Source organism: Roseateles saccharophilus (assembly GCF_031458095.1).
GTDB lineage: Bacteria > Pseudomonadota > Gammaproteobacteria > Burkholderiales > Burkholderiaceae_C > Pelomonas > Pelomonas saccharophila_A.
Genome location: NZ_JAVDXU010000003.1, coordinates 577,901 through 601,289, shown reverse-complemented (window position 1 = coordinate 601,289; position 23,389 = coordinate 577,901). Strand labels below are relative to the sequence as shown.

Annotated in this window: 19 protein-coding genes; 10 read left to right on the top strand and 9 right to left on the bottom strand. The window is 67.4% G+C overall.

The genetic code is table 11. The annotated features are described in order from the left end of the window. Positions 1-40: 40 nt before the first annotated feature. On the top strand, positions 41-556 hold the full coding sequence (locus J2X20_RS21730; protein ID WP_310269361.1) for a hypothetical protein: 516 nt from the start codon (positions 41-43) through the stop codon (positions 554-556). A gap of 20 nt (positions 557-576) precedes the next feature. Here J2X20_RS21730 and J2X20_RS21725 read toward each other — a convergent pair whose 3' ends face one another. The 5 genes from J2X20_RS21725 to J2X20_RS21705 all read right to left on the bottom strand — a co-directional run bounded on the left by J2X20_RS21725 (position 577) and on the right by J2X20_RS21705 (position 7,086). Then, the gene (locus J2X20_RS21725) at positions 577-1,470 is read right to left on the bottom strand and encodes a zinc metalloprotease (protein ID WP_310269358.1); all 894 of its coding nucleotides are present in this window, start codon (positions 1,468-1,470) and stop codon (positions 577-579) included. Positions 1,471-1,703: 233 nt separating this feature from the next. After that, the gene (locus tag J2X20_RS21720; protein ID WP_310269355.1) at positions 1,704-3,239 is read right to left on the bottom strand and encodes a tryptophan halogenase family protein; all 1,536 of its coding nucleotides are present in this window, start codon (positions 3,237-3,239) and stop codon (positions 1,704-1,706) included. Between the two features lie 30 nt (positions 3,240-3,269). Continuing rightward, entirely contained in the window at positions 3,270-4,757 is a 1,488-nt protein-coding gene (locus J2X20_RS21715) for a tryptophan halogenase family protein (protein ID WP_310269353.1), read from the bottom strand. 4 nt (positions 4,758-4,761) lie between these two features. Further along, positions 4,762-6,153, bottom strand: coding sequence for a GH1 family beta-glucosidase (locus tag J2X20_RS21710; RefSeq protein ID WP_310269349.1), 1,392 nt, complete (start codon positions 6,151-6,153; stop codon positions 4,762-4,764). 9 nt (positions 6,154-6,162) lie between these two features. Continuing rightward, the gene (locus J2X20_RS21705) at positions 6,163-7,086 is read right to left on the bottom strand and encodes a PfkB family carbohydrate kinase (RefSeq protein ID WP_310269346.1); all 924 of its coding nucleotides are present in this window, start codon (positions 7,084-7,086) and stop codon (positions 6,163-6,165) included. A gap of 161 nt (positions 7,087-7,247) precedes the next feature. Here J2X20_RS21705 and J2X20_RS21700 point away from each other — a divergent pair, with 161 nt between their 5' ends. The 3 genes from J2X20_RS21700 to J2X20_RS21690 all read left to right on the top strand — a co-directional run bounded on the left by J2X20_RS21700 (position 7,248) and on the right by J2X20_RS21690 (position 11,240). Further along, positions 7,248-8,291: a LacI family DNA-binding transcriptional regulator gene (locus tag J2X20_RS21700; RefSeq protein WP_310269343.1), complete on the top strand. Its 1,044-nt coding sequence runs from the start codon at positions 7,248-7,250 to the stop codon at positions 8,289-8,291. 92 nt (positions 8,292-8,383) lie between these two features. Continuing rightward, positions 8,384-9,859, top strand: coding sequence for an MFS transporter (locus tag J2X20_RS21695; protein WP_310269340.1), 1,476 nt, complete (start codon positions 8,384-8,386; stop codon positions 9,857-9,859). 172 nt (positions 9,860-10,031) lie between these two features. After that, complete coding sequence (locus tag J2X20_RS21690; RefSeq protein WP_310269337.1) at positions 10,032-11,240, top strand: glycoside hydrolase family 27 protein; 1,209 nt, start codon at positions 10,032-10,034, stop codon at positions 11,238-11,240. On the opposite strand, the gene J2X20_RS21685 is transcribed toward J2X20_RS21690, so the two are convergent. After that, on the bottom strand, positions 11,224-12,090 hold the full coding sequence (locus J2X20_RS21685) for a LysR family transcriptional regulator (protein WP_409034190.1): 867 nt from the start codon (positions 12,088-12,090) through the stop codon (positions 11,224-11,226). The genes J2X20_RS21690 and J2X20_RS21685 overlap by 17 nt on opposite strands. Before the next feature lie 135 nt (positions 12,091-12,225). Between J2X20_RS21685 and J2X20_RS21680 the strand changes: the two genes are divergently transcribed. Continuing rightward, positions 12,226-13,095 (top strand): DMT family transporter, encoded by an 870-nt coding sequence (locus J2X20_RS21680; protein WP_310270004.1) that lies wholly within the window; start codon positions 12,226-12,228, stop codon positions 13,093-13,095. On the opposite strand, the gene J2X20_RS21675 is transcribed toward J2X20_RS21680, so the two are convergent. From J2X20_RS21675 to J2X20_RS21665, 3 genes are all read right to left on the bottom strand, one after another. Further along, entirely contained in the window at positions 13,092-13,796 is a 705-nt protein-coding gene (locus tag J2X20_RS21675) for an aspartyl/asparaginyl beta-hydroxylase domain-containing protein (protein ID WP_310269331.1), read from the bottom strand. The genes J2X20_RS21680 and J2X20_RS21675 overlap by 4 nt on opposite strands. Before the next feature lie 226 nt (positions 13,797-14,022). Beyond that, a complete protein-coding gene (locus J2X20_RS21670) occupies positions 14,023-16,719 on the bottom strand; it encodes a TonB-dependent receptor (RefSeq protein ID WP_310269328.1) in 2,697 nt (898 codons plus the stop codon). Between the two features lie 479 nt (positions 16,720-17,198). After that, complete coding sequence (locus J2X20_RS21665) at positions 17,199-17,915, bottom strand: IclR family transcriptional regulator (protein WP_310269325.1); 717 nt, start codon at positions 17,913-17,915, stop codon at positions 17,199-17,201. Positions 17,916-17,986: 71 nt separating this feature from the next. On the opposite strand from J2X20_RS21665, the gene J2X20_RS21660 reads away from it, so the two are divergent. From J2X20_RS21660 to fahA, 5 genes are read left to right on the top strand one after another with little or no spacing between them, the layout of a single operon-like run. Beyond that, entirely contained in the window at positions 17,987-18,955 is a 969-nt protein-coding gene (locus tag J2X20_RS21660; protein ID WP_310269322.1) for an MBL fold metallo-hydrolase, read from the top strand. A gap of 4 nt (positions 18,956-18,959) precedes the next feature. Beyond that, positions 18,960-20,540: an FAD-dependent oxidoreductase gene (locus J2X20_RS21655; protein ID WP_310269319.1), complete on the top strand. Its 1,581-nt coding sequence runs from the start codon at positions 18,960-18,962 to the stop codon at positions 20,538-20,540. Then, a complete protein-coding gene (locus J2X20_RS21650; protein ID WP_310269317.1) occupies positions 20,537-20,737 on the top strand; it encodes a DUF2783 domain-containing protein in 201 nt (66 codons plus the stop codon). The genes J2X20_RS21655 and J2X20_RS21650 overlap by 4 nt, the downstream gene beginning before the upstream one ends. Continuing rightward, positions 20,730-22,022: a homogentisate 1,2-dioxygenase gene (gene hmgA, locus J2X20_RS21645; protein WP_310269315.1), complete on the top strand. Its 1,293-nt coding sequence runs from the start codon at positions 20,730-20,732 to the stop codon at positions 22,020-22,022. The genes J2X20_RS21650 and hmgA overlap by 8 nt, the downstream gene beginning before the upstream one ends. Beyond that, positions 22,019-23,248 (top strand): fumarylacetoacetase, encoded by a 1,230-nt coding sequence (gene fahA, locus J2X20_RS21640; RefSeq protein WP_310269312.1) that lies wholly within the window; start codon positions 22,019-22,021, stop codon positions 23,246-23,248. Before hmgA ends, fahA begins: the two co-directional genes overlap by 4 nt. Positions 23,249-23,389: the final 141 nt, after the last annotated feature.

Here is a 23,389-nt window from a genome sequence, read left to right as displayed (position 1 = left end):
TCGGTTCACCTGAACCTGACCGTTTCTTAGACGCACCGCCATGAATGCCTTCACAAAAGTGCTTGCCCAGGTCGGCTTGCCCCTGTTGGGCGCACTGGGCAATGCCGCGTCGGGCATGACGCTGGATGCCGAGGCGGTCGAACGCGTCGTCGCAGCCGATCGCCAGCGCGGCAAATCTCATTCAGAACGCATGGCCGCGCAGGCCGATGCCGAGACGGGCCGCAGGGTGGCGCCGCCCAAAGACGCCAGCTGCCCGCGCGACAAGCTCACCCTCTTCAGTGGTGTCGTCATCTCCTACCGGCGCGAGGTCGGCGTCACGACGCTGCGCATCCGCACCGACTGGGCGACCGTCGAGTCGGTGCAACTCCGCCACCCCGGCAGCAATGATCCGAGCCCGCGCTTCCTCATCGAGCGCGCGCCGTTCACGCCGGCCGACTGGGCGCGCATCGAGTCCGCGCCCGGCAAGCTGCGGCCCGGCATGCGTGCCGCGGCATGGGTCTGCAGCGACGGCAGCCAGCCGCTCATCGACTGGCAGCCGCCGCAGCCGCGGCAGTGACGTGGACGGTCAGGCCGTTCTTACTTGCCCGCGCGATAGGTGGACCACATCGCCTGCATGCGCGTGCCCTGTCCGGGTGTGAAGCTCGTCATGCAGGCGTCGTCGCTGTAGTCCATGAAGTTGGTGATCGGGTCCAGGCCGGCGATCCTGGTGCAGGAGTCGCGTCCGGTCGGGCAGCCGTAGGCCGGAGATTTCTCTGCCGGCGTGTCCGCGACACCGTCGCCCTTGTTGGCGTTGTTGGCGCAGCCGCCCTGGAAGGTGTGATACAGCCCCACCCAGTGACCGACTTCATGAGTGGCCGTGTCACCAAGGTTGTAGGGCGCCGCGGTACCGCCGGGGAGCGACGAGTAGAGGATCACGACGCCGTCCGACTTCGGATTCCTGGCGTAGTCGGACGGGAAGGTGGCCCAGCCGAGCAGGCCATTTCCCATGTTGTTGCTGTAGATGTTGAGATCGCTTGCCGAGCCTTGGCGCAGCGCGGTCTTCATCTGCGACTCGGCCGTCGTGCCCGGCCCGGCGGCGTACCAGCTGCTGTTGGTCGTTCTGTCCGTGCCCATGAGGACGAAACTGAAGCCGTAAGACCCATACGCGGCATTGAGCACATTGATCTGGCTCGTGATCTGGCTGTCGGGGATATTGCCGTTGGCAATGCCCGTGCCGTTGTTGATCACATGCCAGTAGACAGGGATCGTCGCAGCCTGCGCGGCGGCGGAGACGAGATCGCCAAGCCTTGCCGAGGCGCGCTTGGCGGCCACATGGCGCTTCACGACGTCGTCGATGTCGGCGGCCTCGTCTTCGTCAACTTCGCGTGCGCCGCAGCGCAGGCCGGCGTCGATGAAGGCCTTCTTGCTGGTGAACGACCGTCCCTCGATGACGAAGGGCGAATCCTGGGGCGGTTCGGCGACGGCGGCCATGCTTGCCAGCGTCAGCGCGGAGGCGGCGAGCGCTGCGAATAGTTGGGACTTCATGGGTTCACTCCTCAGCGGTTGAGTGCCCGGGTCGGGCGAGCATCTATTGGGCTCATCGGGCCTGGACGCTGTCAATGGCGTATCCCGGTACTCCAGGCGGCTGGGCGCCACACCCCCCCACGGTTGCAGGGGCTCTTCAGCGGGGTGCCGGCAGGAGGGCGGGTGCAAGCCACTCCGGCTCAGCGGCTACCCGGGCTGCTGCAGTAGCGCCGCACGAACTCCGCATGCTCGGGCAACACGGCGACGCACGCTGCGATGGTTTCGGACACGCCCTTGAAGTAGGCCGCCGTCTCCTCCACGCCCTGCAGCTCTGCCAGGGCCAGCCAGCCCCTGGGGCGCAGGTTCTGCCCTTCCATCACTTCCAGCCAGCTCGGCTCGCGGAACAGGTCGCCGTTCACGTCGGCCAGCCGCCCGCTGGAGGCATACAGGTCCATGCGCCAGCGCAGTTTTTCCGGAATGGCCATGGCCGCGCAGGCCTGCCAGAACTCGCTGTCGTCGCGCTGGTTCAGGTGGTAGTGCAGCACGATGAAGTCGCGCACATACTCGTAGCGCTCGCGGCTCTGACGGTTGTATTCGGCGATCTCCACCGCATCGAAGCCGGCATGCGGGAAAGCCTCGATGAGCTTGGCCACACCCATCTGGATCAGGTGCAGGGCGGTCGACTCGAGCGGCTCGACAAAGCCGGCCGACATGCCGATGGCGACGACATTGCGCCGCCACGCTTGCTCGCGCATGCCAGTGCGGAACTTGATGATGCGCGGGTCGGCGAGCGGCTTGCCGTCGAGGTGCTTCAGCAGGGTGCCGGCCGCTTCGTCATCGCTGACGTGAGCACTCGAATAGACATGGCCGTTGCCGACGCGGTGCTGCAGCGGGATTCGCCATTGCCAGCCGGCGCGGTGGGCGGTCGAGCGCGTGTAGGGCAGCAGCGGGGCCGTGCTCTCGCTGGGCACGGCCACGGCGCGGTCGCAGGGCAGCCAGTGGCTCCAGTCCTCGTAGCCGGTGTGCAGTGCCTTGTCGATCAGCAGGCCGTAGAAGCCCGAGCAGTCGAGGAAGAGGTCGCCCTCCACCAGTTCGCCGCTTTCCATCTGCACGGCACGCACATGGCCTTCGGTGGGGCCGGCCTCCTCGTTGAGCAGGACGCGCACGACCTTGCCCTCGGTGCGGCGCACACCGCGTGCCTCGCTGAGCTTGCGCAGATGCCTGGCGTAGAGCCCGGCGTCGAAGTGATAGGCATAGCCCAGGGCCTCGAGCGGCGAACCCTTCATGTCGGGCCGCGGCAGCATGAAGCGGTTGGCCTTGGCCGCCATGTTGGAGATGACGTAGGCGTCCAGCGGCAGAGCGCGGCCCAGGGCGCGCAGCCGCAGCCAGTACTGCGAGAAGTCCACCGGCCACAGCGCCTCGCGGCCGACGCCGCCGAAGCCGTGGAAGTAGCGCTCGCCTTGCCGGCCCCAGTTGACGAACTCGATGCCGAGCTTGAAGGTGCCCTGCGTCGCCTTCAGGAATTCGGCCTCGTCGATCTTGGCCAGGCCGTTGAACATGCGGATGGGCGGGATGGTGGCCTCGCCGACGCCGATGATGCCGATCTCGTCGGACTCGACGAGGCGGATCTCGTAGGGCGGCTTGAGTACCGCGCTCAGCGCCCCCGCCGACATCCAGCCCGCGGCACCGCCGCCGACGATCACCACCCGCCGCAGCGGCTTGGCCCAGTTCTCCATCCGATGTCCCCGTTCTAGTGTCGTGCGAGTCTAGAGAGCTTGCATGCGGCTGCGCAGATAGCTGTCGTGTTCGGGCATGTGCGTCGCCAGCGCCGCGATGGCCTGATGGCGCTCGGCCAGATAGCGGCCCGCGAGCTCGGCCGGCATCTCATCCAGCCAGGGGCTGCGGCGCCTGGGCCAATGGCCCATGCCGGCATGAATGGCCAGCCAGCTGGTCGTGTCGAAGGCCTCGTTGTCGTAGACATGCAGGGTGCCGGTCTCGCGCCAGGCATGCAGCTTGTAGTCCAGCGACTCGGGCAGGGCCATGCTGGTCAGCGCGCGCCAGAACTCGCTGTCGCGGCGCTCGCTCAAGGCGTAGTGCAGGATGATGAAGTCGCGGATGCGCTGGAACTGGCGCAGCTGCTGCACGTTGAAACCGACCGCGCCTTCGGCATGATCGGCCTCGCCGAGCAGCGGGATGAGGCGGCCCAGTGCGTTGTGCACCATGAAGATGGCGGTGGACTCCAGCGGCTCCAGGAAGCCCGCGGCCAGGCCGATGGCGACGACGTTCTTGACCCAAAAGCGCTCGCGGTGGCCGGTACGAAAGCGCAGCAACCGCGGCTCGGCCAGCGGTGGTGCATCGAGCTGGGCCAGCAGCTGTTCTCGGGCACGGCCCTCGTCGATATAGCGGCTGCTGAACACATGGCCGTTGCCGGTGCGGTCCTGCAGCGGGATGCGCCAGGCCCAGCCGGCTTCCAGCGCCGTCGAGCGTGTGAAGGGGGCGAGGCCGCCCGGCGCGCGCTCGGTGGGCACGGCCCAGGCGCGGTCCACCGGCAGCCAGTGGCTGTAGTCGACGAAGCGCTGCTCCAGCGTCTGGCCGATCAGCAGCGACGCCAGGCCCGAGCAATCGATGAAGAGATCGCCCTCGACCTCGCGACCGTCGGCAAGGCGTAGCGCACGCACGCGGCCGTCCTCGTGGCGCTCGACGCCGACGACGCGGCCCTCGGTGCGCCGCGCGCCGCGGCCTTCGGCCAGGCGGCGCAGGAAGGCCGCGTAGAGGGTCGCGTCGAAGTGATAGGCATAGGTGTAGCGCGAAGCCAGGCCTTGATCGCCATCCGCCGGCCGGCAGAAGCGCCCCTGGCTGGCCATGACGGTGGGCAGGCAGAACTCGCCCAGCGGCGTCTGCGGGGCGACCTGTAGCCGGCGCAGCTGACCCCACAGCGCCATCGGGCCGTCGAGGTGGCCGAAGTCGCCAAAGGTGTGGAAGTAGTGCTCGCCGCGCTGCTTCCAGTCGCGGAACTGGATGCCGAGCTTGTAGCTGCCGCGCGTGGCGGCGAGAAAGTCGGCCTCATCGATGCCGAGGATGTCGTTGAACTGGCGTATCGATGGAAAGGTGGCCTCGCCGACGCCGATGATGCCGATCTCCTCGGACTCGACCAGTTCGATGGCGACGCCGCGCAGCCCTGTCGCGAATGCTGCGGCCGACATCCAGCCGGCGGAGCCGCCGCCGAGGATGACGATGCGCCGGATGCCGTTCATCGCATCAGGGCGCCGCGGCGCGCTCCCTCAAGAAGTCGGCATAGGCCAGGGCGCTGCGCTTCAAGGTGCGTTGCTGGGTCTCGAAGTCCACATGCACGAGGCCGAAGCGCCGCTCGTAGCCGAAGGCCCATTCGAAGTTGTCCATCAGCGACCAGATGAAATAGCCACGCACGTCCACGCCCTTGTCCATGGCCCGCGAGCATGCCGCGAAATGAGCCTTGATGTAGGCCTGGCGTTGCAGATCGTCGACCGCGCCGGCGCCGTTGACCTTGTCGTGGCTCGACATGCCGTTTTCGGTGATGTAGAGGGGCGGCAGGTTGGCGTAGTCGCGCTTGAAGGCCTCGAAGAGGTCCTGCAGGCCTTGCGGGTAGACCTCCCAGTCCATGGTCGTGCGCTCGACGTCGGGGTGGCGCACCCAGTCGATGGTGTCGGGGCCCTTGGAGCGCAGCACGGCGCGGCTGTAGTAGTTGATGCCGAGGTAGTCGATGGGGCGGCGGATGATGTCCATGTCGCCGGCCAGCACCAGGGGCTCGCAGCCCTTCCAGTAGCGCCACAGGTCGGCCGGGTATTCGCCCTTGAGCAGGGGGTCCAGCACCCAGCGGTTCTGGTAGGTCTCGAACAGATGAGCGGCGTCGCGGTCCGCGGGCGTGTCGCTGTCGGCATAGCCCGGCGCGCAGTTGGCGACGATGCCGTGCAGGGCTTGTGGTGCGTTGGCGCGCAGGGCCGGCAGGGTCAGGCCGTGGCCCAGCAGCAGATGGTGCATGGCCTGGGCCGCCCAGCGCGGGTTGGCGAGGCCGGGGGCGTGGTGGCCGTCACCGTAGCCGAGGTACGCCGAGCACCAGGGCTCGTTGTGGGTCGTCCAGGCGGCCACGTCGCCATGGCCGGCCAGTTCGCGGCTCATCAGGTCGGCATAGTCGGCGAAGCGATACGCCGTCTCGCGGTTGAGCCAGCCGCCCTTGTCCTCGAGGTGCTGCGGCAGGTCCCAGTGGTACAGCGTGACGAAGGCGCGGATGCCGCGCTGGCCCAGGCCGTCGAGCAGGCGCTTGTAGAAGTCAATGCCCTTGGGGTTGGGCCGGCCGGCCGCGTCCATCACGCGCGGCCAGGCGATGGAGAAGCGGTAGGCGTCCAGCCCCAGGCGCTTCAGGACGTCCAGGTCCTGGTTCAGCCGGTGATAGTGGTCGCAGGCCACGGCGCCGTTCTCGCCGCGCAGCACCTTGCCGGGCGTGGCGCAGAAGCGGTCCCAGATCGATTCGAGACGGCCATCCTCGTGGGCGGCGCCCTCGATCTGATAGGACGAAGTGCCGGCGCCGAAGATGAAGTCGCGGCGGCGCATGGCCGAGCCGGCGGGCGGTGCAACGAGGTCGGCCAGGGAAGTCGGGGGCGGGGTCAGGTCCATGTGGGGCAATCAGGCGGAAGTCGGCAGCGCATGCAGGGCGGTGCGCCAGGGTTGCAGGGCGATGGGGTCGGCGGGCAGCGGGCCGCGCACACCGCAGATGAAGGAGGCGTAGCGATTGGCCAGGGCCAGCGTGGCGGGCAGGTCGCGCTTCAGGGCCTGACCGGCGAGCAGCAGGGCAGTGAAGGCATCGCCGGCGCCGACGGTGTCCACCATGCGCGGCTGGACGACGCCGGCGCCTTGGGCCAGCAGCACGCCGCCCGGCGCGTAGAAGCGCCAGCCGCTGGCGCCGCAGGTCAGCACCAGGCGTTGCAAGGCAAAGCGCGCCATCACAGCGGCCGCGCGGCCCGCGTCGTCGGGCGCGGTGGCGTCGAACCAGCCGGCCAGCTGGCCCAGTTCCTCGTCGTTGACCTTGACCCAATCGGCCAGCATCAGCGACTCGGCGGCCAGCAGCCGGGTCTCGCTGCCGGCACGCAGGTTCAGGTCGAGAAAGCACGTGCCGCGGAAGGGCTTGAGCATGACGCGCAGCGCCGCGCGTGAAGCCGGCTGGCGTTGGGCGAGGCTGCCGAAGTACATCCACGCCGGCCTGGCCAAGGCCAGATGCGGACGGGCCGCCTCGGCGTCGATATGGTCCCAGGCGGCGTCGCCATGGATCTCGAAGTGATGTCCACCTGCACCCTCGTGCACGCTGACGCGGCCGGTGGCGCGCCGCAGGTCGCGCTGTACGCCCGTGCTGTCCAGGCCGTAGCGGCGCGCGCTGTCGAGCACCAAGCGGCCGTTGTCGTCGTCAGCACCTATGCGGCTGATGAACAGGGCCGGGGCGCCGAGCGCCGCCAGCGAGCGGGCGACGTTGAAGGGCGCCCCACCCGCGACCGGGCCATCATGGAATTCATCGACAAGGGCTTCGCCCAGAACGGCGACGGGGGAGGTGGGCATGCGAAATATTCTATGCAACAAGAAATGTTTAGTGAACAATCTCCAACCTAGGTTTTGCCCCGGGGTCGCAGCCGGGCGCAGCGCCCAGTGGGGAGTGCGGGAGGGCGGTGACACAATCGCCGTCGGCACGGGGTGCTAAACAACAGCGGGAGCTCAGGCGTATGGCCGACAAGGGAGTGACGATTCGCGAATTGGCCGAGGCCGCGGGCGTGTCCATCGGGACGGTGTCGCGGGCGTTGAAGGGCCAGCCCGGGTTGTCGGAGCAGACCCGCGCCCAGGTGCTGGGCGTGGCCCAGCAGATGGGCTATGACGTCGGCAAGCTGCGCACCGGCAAGCCGCGCCGCATGCTCTTCCTTTACAGCCGCAGCATCGGCTCGCTGGCCAACAACCCCTTTTATTCCTATGTGCTGCACGGCGCCGAGACGGCCTGCCGCGAGGCCGGCGTGCCGCTGAGCATCATGTCGGTGCTGGCCGGCGACGACGTGGCCGGCCAGGTGCGCCGCCACGAGGCTGATGCGCTGCTGGGGGCCGGCTATTTCGACCCCGAGGCCATGGAGGCCATCCGCCGCTGCGAGCTGCCGCTGGTGCTGGTGGATCACTTCTACCCGGGCGTGCGCTGCGTCAACGACGACAACCAGCTCGGCGCTTGGCTGGCAACGCGCCACCTGCTCGAAGGCAACTCCCAGCGCATCGCCGCCATCTTCGGCCCGCTGGCGCATTACTCGACCTCGCTGCGCGCCAAGGGCTTCCGCCGCGCGCTGTTCGAGGCCGGGCGCCTGTTCGACCCGGACTACGAGGTCACGCTGGACCCGGCACTGGAATACCGCGACGCCGGCCGCGATGCGATGGCCCGCCTGCTGGCCCTGCCCGAGCCGCCGGACGCCGTCTTCGCCTACAACGACTCGACGGCCATGTTCGCCATCGAGGTCTGCCTGGAGCAGGGCCTGCGCGTGCCCGAGGACATCCGCTTCATCGGCTACGACGACATCGAGGAGGCCGCGCGCAACAAGCCGCCGCTGTCCACCGTGAAGATGGACAAGGAGGCGCTGGGCAACGTTGCTGCCCGCGCCCTCATCGAAGGCGATATCGCGCCCAATGACGCCGCGCTGCCGGTGGAGCTGGTGGTGCGTGAAAGCTCGATGGTGGCGCCGGCGGCGGTTGCCGCGATGCCGAGCGCGCGCAAGGGCAGGCGCCAGGCGGCCTAGGTGTTTCACCGCCTTTTGTTGGGCGGTTGAACAAATAAAATCAGTCTGTTTACTAAAAAGTGTCGCCAACCCAGGCGGCCGAGGAGACAGACGTGCTTGCCAATGCCGATGGGGCCGTTGTGCCTGCCATGCCCCACCCGAGCGCCCCCGCGGCGGCGCCCGCCCCCGTGGCCGGTGACCGCGTGCCGACCGCGCAGAAGATCGGCTTCGGCCTCGGCTCCTTCCTCGACATGTGGGGCCACTGGCTCTACCAGTCGCTGGCCTTCCATGTCTTCAACGTCTTCCTCGGTGTTGCGCCGGGGCTGATCTCGACGGTCATCTTCCTGAAGATCGCGGTCGACGCCGTCTCCGACGCGCTGTTCGGCTGGATGTCCGACAACACGCGCACGCGTTGGGGGCGGCGCCGCCCCTACATCCTCGTCGGCGGTGTGCTGGCGGGCATCGGCCTGCCGCTGATGTTCGCGGTGGGCCGTGGCTGGAGCGACAGCGAGTACTTCGTCTTCATGCTGGTCTCGACCTGCCTCTACGTGCCGGTCATGAGCTGCTTCAACATGCCCTGGAACAGCCTGGGCGCGGAGATGACGCCCGACTATCACGAGCGCACCCGAGTGATGTCGGTGAAGAACGCCATCCAGAAGCTTCCCGAGCTGGCCATGTTCGTCGCCGCGCAGTTCACGACGCTGGCCTTCTTCAATGACGCCAGCGGCAAGCCCGACATCCTGCTCGGCGCCCAGGTCTACACCAGCATCCTCGGCGCCATCATGGTGGTGGTGTCCGTCGCCATCTTCCTGCTGACGCGCGAGCGCTATTACGCCAAGGTCGTCGCCCAGGCCCAGCAGCGCGTGCCCTTCAAGGACACCCTCTACCGCACGCTGAAGAACCGGCCCTTCCGCCAGATGCTGGGCACCATGCTGGCCTACAACATGGCCACGTCCATGGTGGGCCTGCTGGGCTATTACGCGACGGTCTACTACGTCTGCGGCGGCAACGTCGTCGAGGCGACCAAGTGGAACTCCATGATGGGCATGGCCGGCCTGATCTGCGGCCTGGTGGGCATCGTCTTCGCCGGCTGGGTGGCGCGGCACTGGGGCAAGCGCAACGCGCTGTTGACGGTGCTGGTGCTGGGCATCGTCGCCTTCATCGGCGACTGGTTCTTCTACAACCCGCAGCTGCCCTGGCTGCAGCTCTTCGCCAGCGGTGGCGTGGCCTTCGTCGGCGCCGGCTTCTGGACCATCTACGGCTCGGCGCTGGCCGACATCATCGACCATGATGAACTCTCCAGCGGCCAGCGCCGCGAAGGCTCGTTCGCGGCCTGCCAGTCATGGATTTCCAAGGTCGGCCTGGCTCTGGGCAACGGCGCCTCGGGCTGGGTGCTGATGTTCACGGGCTTCGACGCCAAGCTGCCGGTGCAGGGCGAGGACGCGCTGCTGCTGATCCGCATCTTTCTGTCGGGCATCCCCATTTGCGGCCTGCTCGTCGCCCTCTATGTCGTGTCGCGCTACTTCCTGACCGAGCAGCGCATGCACGAGATCCGTGCCGAGCTGGAAGCGCGCCGCGGGGCTGTATGAGCCCCTCGCCCAGTCTTGCCCGGCTGAACGCGGGCAAGCCTGGTCGGTCCCCCGAGGGGACGGCGGTGCATGCCGGATTGACCCGCATGCACATCGCCCAACGGGCCGGCTCGGGAGCGGCCCAGCGCTCGGCCCAAAAGCCAAACACAGCCATCTTCTCGCGGAGTTGTTCATGAACTCAACCTGGCTGCGCCATGCGCTGCTGGCGGCCTCTGCCTGCCTTTCTCTCGGTGCTTTCGCCGCGCCGCACGAAACGCTCAAGCTCGACGCCCCCAAGCCCAATCTGGCGCCCACGCCGCCGATGGGCTGGAACTCCTGGAACAAGTTCGCCTGCAATGTGTCGGAGCAACTGATCCGCCAGCAGGCCGACGCCATGGTGGCGTCGGGCATGAAGGCCGCGGGCTATGCCTATATCGTGATCGACGACTGCTGGCAGAAGAGTCGCGACGCCGACGGCAACATCCAGCCCGACCCGGATCGCTTCCCGTCGGGCATGAAGGCCCTGGCCGACTACGTGCACGGCAAGGGGCTGAAGTTCGGCCTCTACTCCGATGCCGGCGCGCTGACCTGCGGCGGCCGTCCCGGCAGCGCCGGGCATGAGTTCCAGGATGCGCGCCAGTATGCGAAGTGGGGCGTGGACTGGCTGAAGTACGACTGGTGCTACACCGGTCCGCGCAGCCCCGAGGCCGCGTACACCATCATGGCCAAGGCCCTGCGCGAGTCGGGCCGCGACATCGTCCTGTCCATCTGCGAGTGGGGCTCGAGCCAGCCCGGCCGCTGGGCGCACCCCATCGGCCATCTGTGGCGTACGACGGGCGACATCTGGGATGCCTGGAAGGGCAAGAAGGAATGGTCCCACGGGCTGCTGGACATCATCGACATGAATGCCGAGCTGTGGACCGATGCGGCGCCCAATGGCTGGAACGACCCCGACATGCTGGAAGTCGGCAACGGCGGCATGACGACGACGGAGTACGAGAGTCACTTCTCCATCTGGGCCATGCTGGCTGCGCCGCTGATTGCCGGCAACGACATGGCCAAAATGGATGCCGACACCAGACGCATCCTGATCAATGCCGACGTTATCAAGGTCGACCAGGACCCGCTGGGTCGCCAGGGTCGGCGCATCTGGCGCCAGGGTGAGCAGGAGGTCTGGGTGCGCACGCTGGCCGGCGGCGACCGCGCGGCGGTGCTGTTCAACCGCGGCGAGGCTGCGGCTGACATGAAGGTCACGTGGGAGCAGCTGGATCTGCCGGCCAGGCTCAAGGCCGAAGTCCAGGACTTGTGGTCAGGCAGGAGGACCCGCGGTGTTGCCGGTGAGTTCGGTGGCCGCGTTCGGCCTCACGGCGTCTTGATGGTGCGAATCACCCCCTCGCCCTGAGCGTCTGCACCAGCAGCCGCTGCAGGCTGTCCACGGCCTTGTTGCCCTTGGACGCCTGGCTGCGGTAGACGGCCACTTCCATGGGCTCCAGCGGCCCCAGGCCCTGCTCGGTGCCCAGCAGCTGCAGATGCGGCGGCACGCTGCATTGGGTCAGCACGGCCACGGCGATGCCGCTTTCGACGGCGGCGATCTGCCCGGCGAGGTTGGAGCTGTTGTAGACGATCTTGTAGGGGCGCCCCTGCAGGGCCAGCGAGTTGATGGCGCTGCGCCGGCCCAGGCTCGCCTCCTCATAGACGGCGATGGGAAGAGGGTCACGACGCCAGACCTCGAACTGCGGCGAGCCGACCCAGACCATGGGCTCGTGGAAGAGCAGGGTGCCGCGCCGTGAGTGGTCGCGCGAGACCAGGGCCAGGTCGAGATCACCGCGCGCCACGCGCGGGATCAGCGAGGTTGACTGCTCGCAATCCAGCTGGATCTCGACGCCGCCATGCCGCGGCGCGAAGCGCTTGAGGGCCGGCGTCAGGTATTTGCTCGCGTAGTCGTCCGGCACGCCCACGCGGATGAGGCCGGAGATGTCGTCCTCGCTCAGCGCCGATTGGGCCTCGGCCTGCAAGTCCAGCATGCGCCGCGCATAGCCCAGCAGGGTCTGGCCTTCGTGTGTGAGCTCGAGCTGGCGTGCGTCGCGCTTGAGCAGCCGGTGGCCGACGGCCGACTCCAGCTTCTTGAGCTGCATGCTGACGGCTGATTGCGAGCGGTGAATCTCCGCGGCGGCGGCGGACAGCGAGCCGGCGTCGACCGTGGCGACGAAGCACTTCAGCCAGTCGATCTGCAGGTCGCGCACGGTTTCGATAAACGGATGTGTTGGCTTCGAATTATCCGCTTTTCGGATTAATGCGTGGGCGGCACATTGGCCGCCATGAAGTACCCCACCAGTCCCTCCGTCGTCGATTTCCCCGTTGCCGCAGCGAGCCGGCCATCCGCCGGCATGTCGGGGCCGCTGGATGTCCGCGCCGGCGGCCTGATGCTGTTGCTGTGCTTTCTCTGGGGCCTGCAGCAGGTGTCGCTGAAGGCCGTGTCCGACCAGGCCAGCCCCATGCTGATGGTGGCCTTGCGCTCGGCCATGGCGCTGGCGCTGCTGGCCGGGTTGATGTGCTGGCGTGGCGAAATGCTCGACCGCCGCCGCCGGGCGGCCGGGGCCGCGGCGGGAACGCTGTTCGGCCTGGAATTCCTGCTGGTGGCCGTCGCGTTGCAGCTGACGCAGGCCTCCCATGTCGCTGTCTTTCTCTACACATCCCCGCTGTTCACCGCCGTGGGCTTGCATTGGCGGCTGCCGGCGGAGCGTCTGGACTGCCGCCGCTGGGCGGGCATTGGCCTGGCCTTTGGCGGTATTGCGCTGGCGCTTTTCGATGGCGGCGGAGCCCGCACCGGCATGGCGTGGCTGGGCGATCTGCTGGCAGTGCTGGCGGGCCTGGCCATGGGGGCGACCACCGTCACCATCCGCTGCACCCGGCTGGCCACTGCGCCGGCCACGGAGACGCTGTTCTACCAATTGCTCGGTGCTGTCGTGCTGTTGCTGCCCACCGCCTGGCTGACGGGGCAATGGCGCTTCGAACCCACGGCGGCCGTCTGGGCGCATCTCGGCTTCCAGGGCCTGGTCGTGTCGTTTGCGAGCTTCCTGACCTGGTTCTGGCTGCTGCGCCGCTACCTGGCCTCACGCCTGGGCGTGTTCACCTTCCTGACGCCGCTGTTCGGCGTCCTGCTGGGCGTCTGGCTGCTGGGTGAGGTGCTGGCGCCGAGCTTTGCCGCGGGCAGTCTGCTGGTGCTGGCCGGCATCGCCCTGGCCGGCCGGCGCTAGAGCAGGTCGCCGCTGTAGCGGTCGGCCTTCTGCACCACCTTCTTGCCATACAGCGGTGCCGCCAGGCCCCACAGCACGAAGTTGTTCACCAGCCGTGGCAACAGCGGCAGGGGGCGGGGCACGTCGACAATGAGGACGACGCGCGGCTCGGTGGCGTGGTTGATGACGGCATGGGGCCAGGAGTCGTCGAACATGACGCCTTCACCTTCCTTCCAGGTGTAGGGCTGGCCGGCGACGCGGATGTGGGGCGGGTTCACGTGCGGCACACGGATGCCGAGGTGGTAGCGCAGATACCCCACATAGGGGCCGTCATGCTCGGGAATGGATTTGCCCGGGTCCAGCACCGAGAAGAAGGCCTGCAGCACGCCGGGCACCTGGGCCAGGGCCGCGCAGGTGGCCGGGCAGCGCGCGCGGTTGGCCTCGGGCTTGTGGCCGAGCAGCTCCAGCATGAAGACCTTCCAGTCGCCGGCCGTCGCCGCCGAGATCTCGGTGGCTGGACGGTTCACGTCGTGGTAGCGCGGCATGGCCACATGGTCGGCCAGCAGCGCATCGCACTCGGCCTGGATGCGCGGGAAGGCTCGCTCAAGGGCGCGCAGCTCGGGGTAGGCGGCGTCGATGTCGAAGAAGACGGGTCGTTGCTCGTGGCCGGCGTAGTGAAGCAGCAGGTTGTTCACCGCGCGCTTGGGGGCGTGGTAGTCCATCGGTTGACGGGGTAAGGCTGATGACATGAATTCTTCCGACATCGCCTTTGCGTGCGTGGCGTGTCGGGCTTGACCCCATGCCGCATGCGGCCATGTGACAGCGGCCGCACTTTTTCAGACCCGATGCGCTAACGCCGAAACCAATTGCAAGAATGTGACCCGCATGACTCGCGTTGAACAATGAAAAAAGGGCCCCGAAGGGCCCCTTGGTGTTGCGACGGATCGCTTAGAACGAGTAGGTGCCGCGCACGTAGTAGGTGCGGCCCGCTGCGTTGGCGTAGCGCGAATCCCAACCGCCGGACTGGAACAGGTCGGCCTGGTTGGTGAACGGCGGATCGCGATCGAACAGGTTGCGAACACCCAGCACCAGGGACGCGCCCTTGATGGGCGACCAGCTGCCGTACAGGTCGGTCGTCGTGAAGGCCGAGACGCGGTTGGTCGGGGTGAAGTCGACATAGCCCGACTTGTAGTGCACGGCGGTGCCGATGGCGAAGCTGTTGTAAGCCCAGTTCGCCGTCAGGTTGTGCGTCCACTTGAAGATCGGGCCGGCACCGGAGTAGACGCCGACGTTCTGGTTCCAGGGGCCCGACGGGTAGTCCTGGTACTCGTACTTGTTGACGAAGGTGCTGTTAAGCGCGAAGTCGAACTGGCCGACGGCGGACTTGAGGCGGTACTGGGCGCTCAGGTCGATACCGTTGGTGTTGGTGCCGCCCAGGTTCTGGTTCAGCTGCTCAACATAACCGCACTTCGGGCCCGGGCAGTTGCTGGTGATGGACAGCAGGTTGCCGGGCTGGGAGAAGTGGAAGTACTGCTGGAACTGGGTGTAGTTCTGGAACAGCGTGGACTGCGGCAGCACGGAGATGGCGTTCTTGATCTTGATCGCCCACAGGTCGATGCCAAGGCTCAGGTCGGCCATCGGTTCGAACACGGCGCCCAGGGTATAGCCCTTCGACTTCTCCGGCTTCAGGAAGGGGTTGCCGCCGTTCTGGACCTGGAACTGGCCATTGCAGTTGGCTTGCGATGCGCCGGGGATGGGTGTGCCGCCCGGGCAGTTGATCGGGTTGTTGAAGTTGCCGGCCGTGTTGGTGAACGACGTCGAGCTGTAGAGCTCGAACAGCGTCGGTGCGCGGAAGCCCGTCGAGGCCGAGCCGCGGAGCAGAATTTCCTTGCTGGGCTGGAAGCGGAAGGACAGCTTGGGATTGGTGCTGTTGCCGAAGTCGCTGTACTTGTCGTAGCGCAGCGAGCCAGTCAGCTCCAGGGCCTTGGTGATCGGCACGTTGAGTTCGCCGTAGGCCGCGTAGACATTGCGCTTGCCCTTGGCGGTGGCATCCGGATCGACGCCGGTGGAGGCCGAGACGAGCTGGGCGAATTCCTTGATCGGGTGCGAATCGAAGTCCTCGCGGCGGTACTCGCCGCCGATGGCGATCTGGGCCGGGCGGCCAGCGCCCACCCAGTCACCCAGTTCGCGGCTGGCCGTGCCCTTGTAGATCTGGACCTTGCCGGTCGCAGTCTGCAGCTTGCCGTTCAGCGCGGCCTTTTCCAGCAGGGCGGTGCCGGCGGCGCTCTGGGCGCCGAAGGGGTTGATGACGCCTTCGAGCAGGCCTTCACCGATCATGTCGCCGTCACCGTAGCCACCGGTCAGGTTCTGGTCGACGGTGTTCTTGTTGAACGAGGCCTTGAACGAGTAGTCCCAGTTCCAGGCATTGCCGTCGGCCGTCAGCATGATGCGGCTTTGCTTGTTCTCGTTCATCTGGGCGCGCGAGCCGTTGGGGAAGTCGCGCCAGAAGACGTAGGCAAAGCCCGGCTGCACGGCCACCGGATTGGCGAAGGCAGCGGAAGGATTGAAGGGGTGCGTGCCCGCCGTACCGTCATCGAAGTTCGGGTCGATGTGGGCCGTCGGGAAGTAGGGGTTCTTCTGACCATTGGGCATGGTCGGGTTCATGTAGTAGCCGCCGTAGGGCACGGGGGCGATGCGCGTCGTGACCCGGTTGCGGGCCACGAAGGCTTCGGCGCCCAGTTCCAGCGCGTCATTGACGCGCAGCGTGCCCTTGAGCATGCCGGAGGCCGTGTCCGACTTGGGAGCGAAGTCGACGAAGTTGGGCGTGACGATCTTGCACTGCGTGCCACCGTTCACCGGGATCAGCGCCGTGCCCGAGCAGGTCGGGGCTGCCGGGTTGTACAGGGCGCTGAAGTCCTGGGTGTAGTTGGCGGGGTCGGTGCTGTTGGACAGGCCGCCGACGATGCGCTTGTTGAAGTCGCGCTCGTTGCCGGCGATGGGGTCTTCCTTCTTCACGCTGACGAAGGCCAGCACGTTGAAGTTTTGGGTGGCCAGGTCACCGAAACCGACGCCGACGTTGGCGCTCTTGGCCTTGCCGCCCTTGTGCTTGGGCGAGTCGTAGCCCAACGTGATATTGCCGCCGTTGTAGGTCTTCTTCGTGATGAAGTTGATCACGCCGCCGATGGCGTCCGTGCCGTACAGGGCGGAGGCACCGTCGCGCAGCACTTCGATGCGATCGATCGCAGCGAAGGGAATCATGTTCAGGTCAGGGGCCGAGCCGTCGACCGCGTTGTTGGCGATGCGCTCACCGTTCAGCAGCACCAGGGTCTTGTCCTGGCCGATGCCGCGCAGGTCGGCGAAGGAGGCGCCGCCGCTGCCGGAACCGATGGACTGGGCCGCGTTGACCGAGGATTGCACGGCCGTCAGGCTGGACATGATCTGCTCGACCGACGTCACGCCGGAATTGCGCAGATCAGACATCTTGATGACGGTGACCGGCACGGACGATTCCGCGTCGATGCGCTTGATCGCGGAACCGGTAACGGTGACGCGCTCGATCTGTTGCGGCTCGGCCTGTTGGGCCCAAGCGCTGAAACCGCCGACGGTCAACAGGACCGCGGCGGCGATTTTGGTTTGCTTATGCATCTCTGCTCCAGAAAAGAATGGCTAGCGGGTGTGCTGCCAAACGGCTCAGCCAAATAACAACTCGCCCGGTCGGGCGGTGGCTGATGCGAATTTTCGGAGCGCGTCAAATTCAGCCTGGCTTGGGAAAACCCCTAGGGTTCCCGGAGACGCGGGGCGTGTCACCCAAAGAACGACTGCAAGTCATTGATCTCAATGGGATTTTTTGGCGCCCCCAAGCCCGCGTATGTGTGGTTGGAATGCTGCAGTTTTCCCGCCAGCAAACCATCTTCACCTTCCATCATGCTGCGGAAGCCGCCGATGGGTTATATGAGTCACTCCATATGATTTCAATCATATATGACTTTTGGCTATATGATTTTGAATCACAACTTCGGAAACTTGGTTGCAGTTTGAGAACCAATGTTCCTGGGTCGCGAAATAAGTTTGCAAGCGTTTTCGCAAAGCTTGCTGTCGCCAAGCTGTCGGGTGCGCCCGGGGGCTCAGCCGCCCATGCGGCGCGACAGCAGGGTGGCGGCTGCGCGCAGCGCTCCGATCAAGCTGCCGTCCAGGGTGGTATCGAAGCTGGCGCTGGGACCGATGGCCGTCAGTGCCATCACCAGCCGCCCGGAAGCGTCGAAGACCGGCGCCGCGGCGGCGCTGACGCCAGCCACGACGCCATCCCGTGAGGTCGCCAGCCCATCCTGGCGCACTGCGGCCAGGAGGGTGGCGTCGGGCAGCGGCGCGCCCAAGGCCCTTGCCTCCTCGGTGCGCCAGGTCGCGAACAGCCGGCCCGAGGCCGTGCCGGCCAGGCTCATCACCGTGCCATGGCGCATGCTGATGTGCACCGGCGTCGGCCCCTCGGCCACGCGCACGATGGTGGGCCCATGCGTGCCCCAGACGGCGATGGCCACCGTGTGGCCGAGCTGCACGGCCAATTCCTCGATGACGGGCGTGGCCAGGCGCACGGGGTCGTACTGCTGCAGGCTGATGAGGCCGAGCTGCAGGGCCAGTGGGCCGAGGCCATAGGGGCCGCTGCCGCCGTCCTGCTCGACCAGACCCAGCTTGATGAAGCTCACCAGATAGGGGTGAGCCTTGGCCGGCGTCATGCCGGCCTCGCGGGCGAGGTCCTTCAGCGCCATCGGCCGGCCATGGTGGGCCAGGGCCAGCAGCAACTGGCCGCCAACTTCGATGCTCTGGATGCCGCGCGCTTCCTTCATGTCAAAAATTCTATATTGCTGAATTGATTTGGAATAGGCAAAATTTCAGGCCTGCCGCTGGAGACCCGCCGATGACTGTCAAAGCCTTTGCCTCGCAAGCCGACCTGGAAGAAAAGCAGGTCAGCTTCGAGCGCCTGTCCGAGCACGCCTGGGCCTACACGGCCGAAGGCGACCCCAACACCGGCATCGTCATCGGCCGCGACGCGGCCATGGTGATCGACACCCAGGCCACGCCGGTCATGGCGGCCGATGTGATCCGCCGCATCCGCGAGGTGAGCGCCGTGCCCATCAAGTACGTGCTGCTCAGCCACTATCACGCGGTGCGGGTGCTGGGCGCGTCGGCCTTCAAGGCCGAGGGCCTGGAGCAGGTCATCGCCAGCGAAGCGACGCTGGCCTTGATCAAGGAGCGCGGCGAGCAGGACAAGGCCAGCGAGATCGGCCGCTTCCCGCGTCTGTTCCGCAACGTCGAGTCGGTGCCACCGGGACTGACTTGGCCGACGCTGACCTTCTCGGGGCGCCTCACGCTGGATCTGGGCGGCGTCAAGGTCGAGATGTTCTCACCCGGCCGCGGCCACACGGCGGGCGACACGGTGGCCTGGTTGCCTGAAGAGAAGGTGCTGTTCAGCGGCGATCTGGTCGAGTTCGATGCGACACCCTATTGCGGCGATGCCCATTTCGAGGACTGGCCGGCGACGCTGGCGGCCATCGCCAAGCTGAACGCCGCGGCCCTCGTGCCCGGCCGTGGTCCTGCATTGAAGGGCGCTGAACAAGTGGCCGCGGGGCTGGACGGCACGCGCGCCTTTGTCAGCGAGCTGTATGCCGCGGTGCAATCCGGCGTGAAGGCCGGTGAGGAACTCAAGGCCGTCTACCAGCGCACCATGGCCGCGCTGCGTCCCAAGTACGGCCACTGGGTCATCTTCGACCACTGCATGCCCTTCGACGTGACGCGGGCCTATGACGAGGCCGGCGGCACTTCGCACCCCCGTATCTGGACTGCCGAGCGCGACGTCGAGATGTGGAAGGCGCTCGAGGGAGCCTGACCCCGTGGACCTGCCGCGCTACCCCTATCACCAGACGCTGGAGCAACGCTCCGGCCAGCCGCAGCGCCGCCCCGTCGTCATCGTCGGTGCCGGCCCGGTGGGGCTGACGTTGGCGCTGGACCTGGCCAGGCGTGACGTGCCCGTCGTCGTCATCGACGACAGCGACCGCATCGGCGAGGGCTCGCGCGCCGTCTGCTGGGCCAAGAAGACGCTGGAGGTCTTCGACCGCCTCGGCGTCGGCGAGGCCGTGGCGCGCGAAGGCGTGCGCTGGCAGCGCGGCCGTGTCTTCCACGGCGAGCGCGAGGCTTATGCCTTCGACCTGCTGCCCGAGGCGCATCACAAGATGCCGGCCATGGTCAACCTGCAGCAGGACCAGGTCGAGGCGCGGCTGGTTCGCGCCGCGCAGCTCGATCCGCGCATCGAATTGCGCGGCAGGCATGAGTTGATCGGCCTGGAGCAGGATGAAGGGGGCGTCACGCTGAACGTGCGCACGCCGGACGGCTTGTTCGACATGCGAGCGGATTGGGTGGTCGCCTGCGATGGCGCGCGCAGCCCCACACGCACGCTGCTGTCCTTGAGCTTTCAGGGCCAGGTCTTTGAGGACCGTTTCCTGATCGCCGACGTGCGCCTGGCGCCGGGCGCGCGGCCGCGTGGGCTCGATCCCGCGAAGCCGGAGCGCTGGTTCTGGTTCGATCCGCCCTTCCACCGCGGCCAGTCCGTGCTGCTGCATGCCCAGGCCGACGGCCTGTGGCGCATCGATTTCCAGCTCGGCCGTGACGCCAACATCGAGGCCGAACGCGACCCCGAGCGCATCAAGTCGCGCGTGGCCGCCATGCTGGGTACCGATGGCTTCGAACTGGCCTGGTCGTCTATCTACCAGTTCTGCTGCCGGCGTGCGGAGCGCTTTCGCGTCGGGCGCGTGCTGCTGGCCGGGGACGCAGCCCACCAGGTCTCGCCCTTCGGCGCGCGTGGCGCCAACAGTGGCGTGCAGGATGCCGACAACCTGGGCTGGAAGCTGGCGGCTGTCTTGAAGGGGGAGGGGGGCGAGGTGCTGCTGGACTCCTATGAATTCGAGCGCCTCGAGGCCGCGGACGACAACATCGGCCACTCGACGCGGGCGACCGACTTCATCAGCCCCAAGAGTGCGCTCAGCCTGCGGCTGCGCAAGGCGGCGCTGGACCTCGCCGCGTGCACCGATTTCGCCAAGCCCCTGGTCAACAGCGGGCGGCTGTCCACGCCGACCGAGCATGTCGACTCGCCGCTCAGCACCTTGGACGCCGAGGCCTGGACGGGCGGCCCGGCGCCCGGCTGCCCGGCGCCGGATGCGCCGCTGGATGGCGGCGGCTGGCTCAGCGAGCAGTTCGGCGCCGGCTTTGTGCTGCTGGCTTTCGGCTGGTCGGTGGAGCCGCCCGGCCTGCACGTCATCACGCTGGCGGGCGAGGGCATCGCGGCCACGCGCTATGGCGCCCGTCCAGGCAGCGTCGTCCTGATCCGTCCCGATGCTGTCGTCGCCGCGCGCTGGCATCGCTTCGATGCCGACGCGGTGGGCTCGGCGCTGGCCCGCGCTCTCGGGAGGACGCAATGAACAAATTGAACCTGACCCCAAATTTCGGGCGTGAGGCTGACGCTTTCTACGCCGAACTCATCGCCGCCCAGGCCGGCCTGAGCGACGAGCAGGCGGCCGACTGGCTGGCGCGCCTGACCCTGATCCTGTGCAACCACATTGGCGATCGTGAGGTGCTGAGACAGGCCTTCGCCCTCGCCCACGAACACCATGACTGAGCTGACCTCCATCAGATACCTCACCGGCTTCGGCAACCAGCACAGCAGCGAAGCCCACCCCGGCGCGCTCCCCATTGGCCGCAACAGCCCGCAGAAGGCGCCGCACGGCCTCTATGCCGAGCTGCTGTCCGGCAGCGCGTTCACCGCGCCTCGGGCCGACAACCATCGCACCTGGTTGTACCGTCGCCGGCCGTCGGTCGTCGTCGGCGGCTACGAGGCGTTGCCGCACGCGCATTGGAAGAGCGGTGCGGCGCAAGGCGAATGCGCTTCGCCCGACCCGCTGCGCTGGGGGGCGACGCCCCTGCACGACGACGGCGACTTCGTCGACGGTCTGCGCAGCTACGCGGTCAATGGAGAGGCGGGCGTCGGTGGCATGGCCGCACTCGCCTACGTCGCGACGCGCGCCATGGGTCGCCGCGCCCTCGTGAACGCCGACGCCGAGATGCTGCTGGTGCCGCAACAAGGTCGCCTGCTCGTGACGACGGAGCTCGGCCGCCTGGTGGTGGCGCCCGGCTTCGTTGCCCTGCTGCCGCGCGGCATGGCCTTCAAGATCGACCCGCTGGACGTGCCGGCGCGCGGCTATGTCTGCGAGAACCATGGCGCGGCCTTCCGCCTGCCCGAGCTCGGCCCCATCGGCAGCAACGGCCTGGCCAATCCGCGCGATTTCGAGGCGCCCGTGGCCTGGCATGAGGTGGAAGACGGCGAGTACGAGATCGTCAAGCGCTATGGCGGCAAGCTGTGGCGCGCCAAGCAGGCACACAGCCCTTTCAACGTCGTCGCCTGGCACGGCAACCTGGTGCCCTACCGCTGGGACACGTCGCGCTTCATGACGATCAACACCGTCAGCTTCGACCACCCTGACCCCAGCATCTTCACGGTGCTGACCAGCCCCAGCGACACGCCCGGCTGGGCCAATGTCGACTTCGTCATCTTCCCGCCGCGCTGGATGGTGGCCGAGGACACTTTCCGCCCGCCCTGGTACCACCGCAACGTGATGAGCGAATTCATGGGCCTGGTGCTGGGCCAGTACGACGCCAAGCCCGAGGGCTTCAAGCCCGGCGGCGCCAGCCTGCACAACAGCTATGTGCCCCATGGCCCTGACACCGAGGCCTTCGACAAGGCCAGCAACGCCGACTTGAAGCCGCACAAGCTGGACGCCACACTGGCCTTCATGTTCGAGACGCGCTGGCCGCTCAAGCCCACGGCGTGGGCGTTGAAGGACGCGCCGCTGGAGACGACCTACGCCAACTGCTGGCAAGGCCTGAAAGAAGAGTTCAACCCATGATCGACCACACCCACGACGCCACCGCCCTTTCCTGGGTCGCCTCGGCCAACTCGCCCGAAACCGACTTCCCGCTGCAGAACCTGCCCTTCTGCTCCTTCCGCCGTGCCGGCACGCTCGAACCCTGGCGCGTCGGCGTCGGCATCGGCGACCAGATCCTGGACCTGACCGGCTGGGGCATCACCGACCTGAACGCGCTGATGGGCCGCCCGAGCTCCGAGCGCCTGGCCTTGCGCCATCGCCTCTTCGACACGCTGAAGGCCGGCGCGCCCGAGGTCGAGCTGGTGCCGCAGGCCCAGGCCGAATACACGCTGCCCTGCCGCATCGGCGACTACACCGACTTCTACACCGGCATCCACCACGCCCGCGCCATCGGCAAGCTGTTCCGCCCGGACAACCCGCTGCTGCCCAACTACCAATGGGTGCCCATCGGCTATCACGGCCGCAGCTCTTCCATCGTCGTCAGCGGCACGCCGCTGCGCCGCCCCAAGGGCCAGGTCAAGCCGCCGGACGCCGAAGTGCCGGTCTTCAAGGCGAGCGCGCGGGTCGACTGCGAACTGGAGCTGGGTCTCTTCGTCGGCCCTGGCAACGCCTTGGGCGAGCCCTTCCGTCTAGACGAGGCCGACGAGCACGCCTTCGGCCTGACGCTGCTCAACGACTGGTCGGCCCGCGACATCCAGCCCTGGGAGTACCAGCCCCTCGGCCCCTTCCTGGCCAAGAACTTCGGCACCACCATCTCGCCGTGGATCGTGACGATGGAAGCGCTGGAGCCCTTCCGCATTCCGTTCACGCGGCCCGAAGGCGACCCTCAGCCGCTGCCTTATCTGGACTCGCCGGCCCACCGCGCCAACGCCAGCTATGACATCGACCTGGAGGTCTGGTTCAAGACGCCGGCGATGAGCGAGCCGACACGCCTATCGCGCTCCAACCTGCGCCACGCCTACTGGTCGCTGGCCCAGATGCTGACCCACCACGCCAGCAATGGCTGCAATCTGCAGCCCGGCGATCTGCTCGGCACGGGCACCATCAGCGGCCCGGCACCGGAAGAGGCCGGCTCGCTGCTGGAACTGACCGGTGGCGGCAAGCAGCCCATCACCTTGCCCAACGGCGAAACGAGAACCTTCGTCCTCGACGGCGACCAGCTCGGCCTGCGCGCCTTTGCGGAGAAACCCGGATTCCGGCGCATCGGATTCGGGGCTTGCGACGGCGTCATCACCCCTGCGAGCTGACTCTGTCTTGCGCCAACGTAACGTCGGCGCAATGAAGTCCAACAAAGCGCAACGACCTGCTCCGGGCGCCAGTGCCGCCGCTAGATTGCCGGCACTGGCCAAGGTCTGACGACAAGAGACAACGCAGCCCTGGCCTTCTGA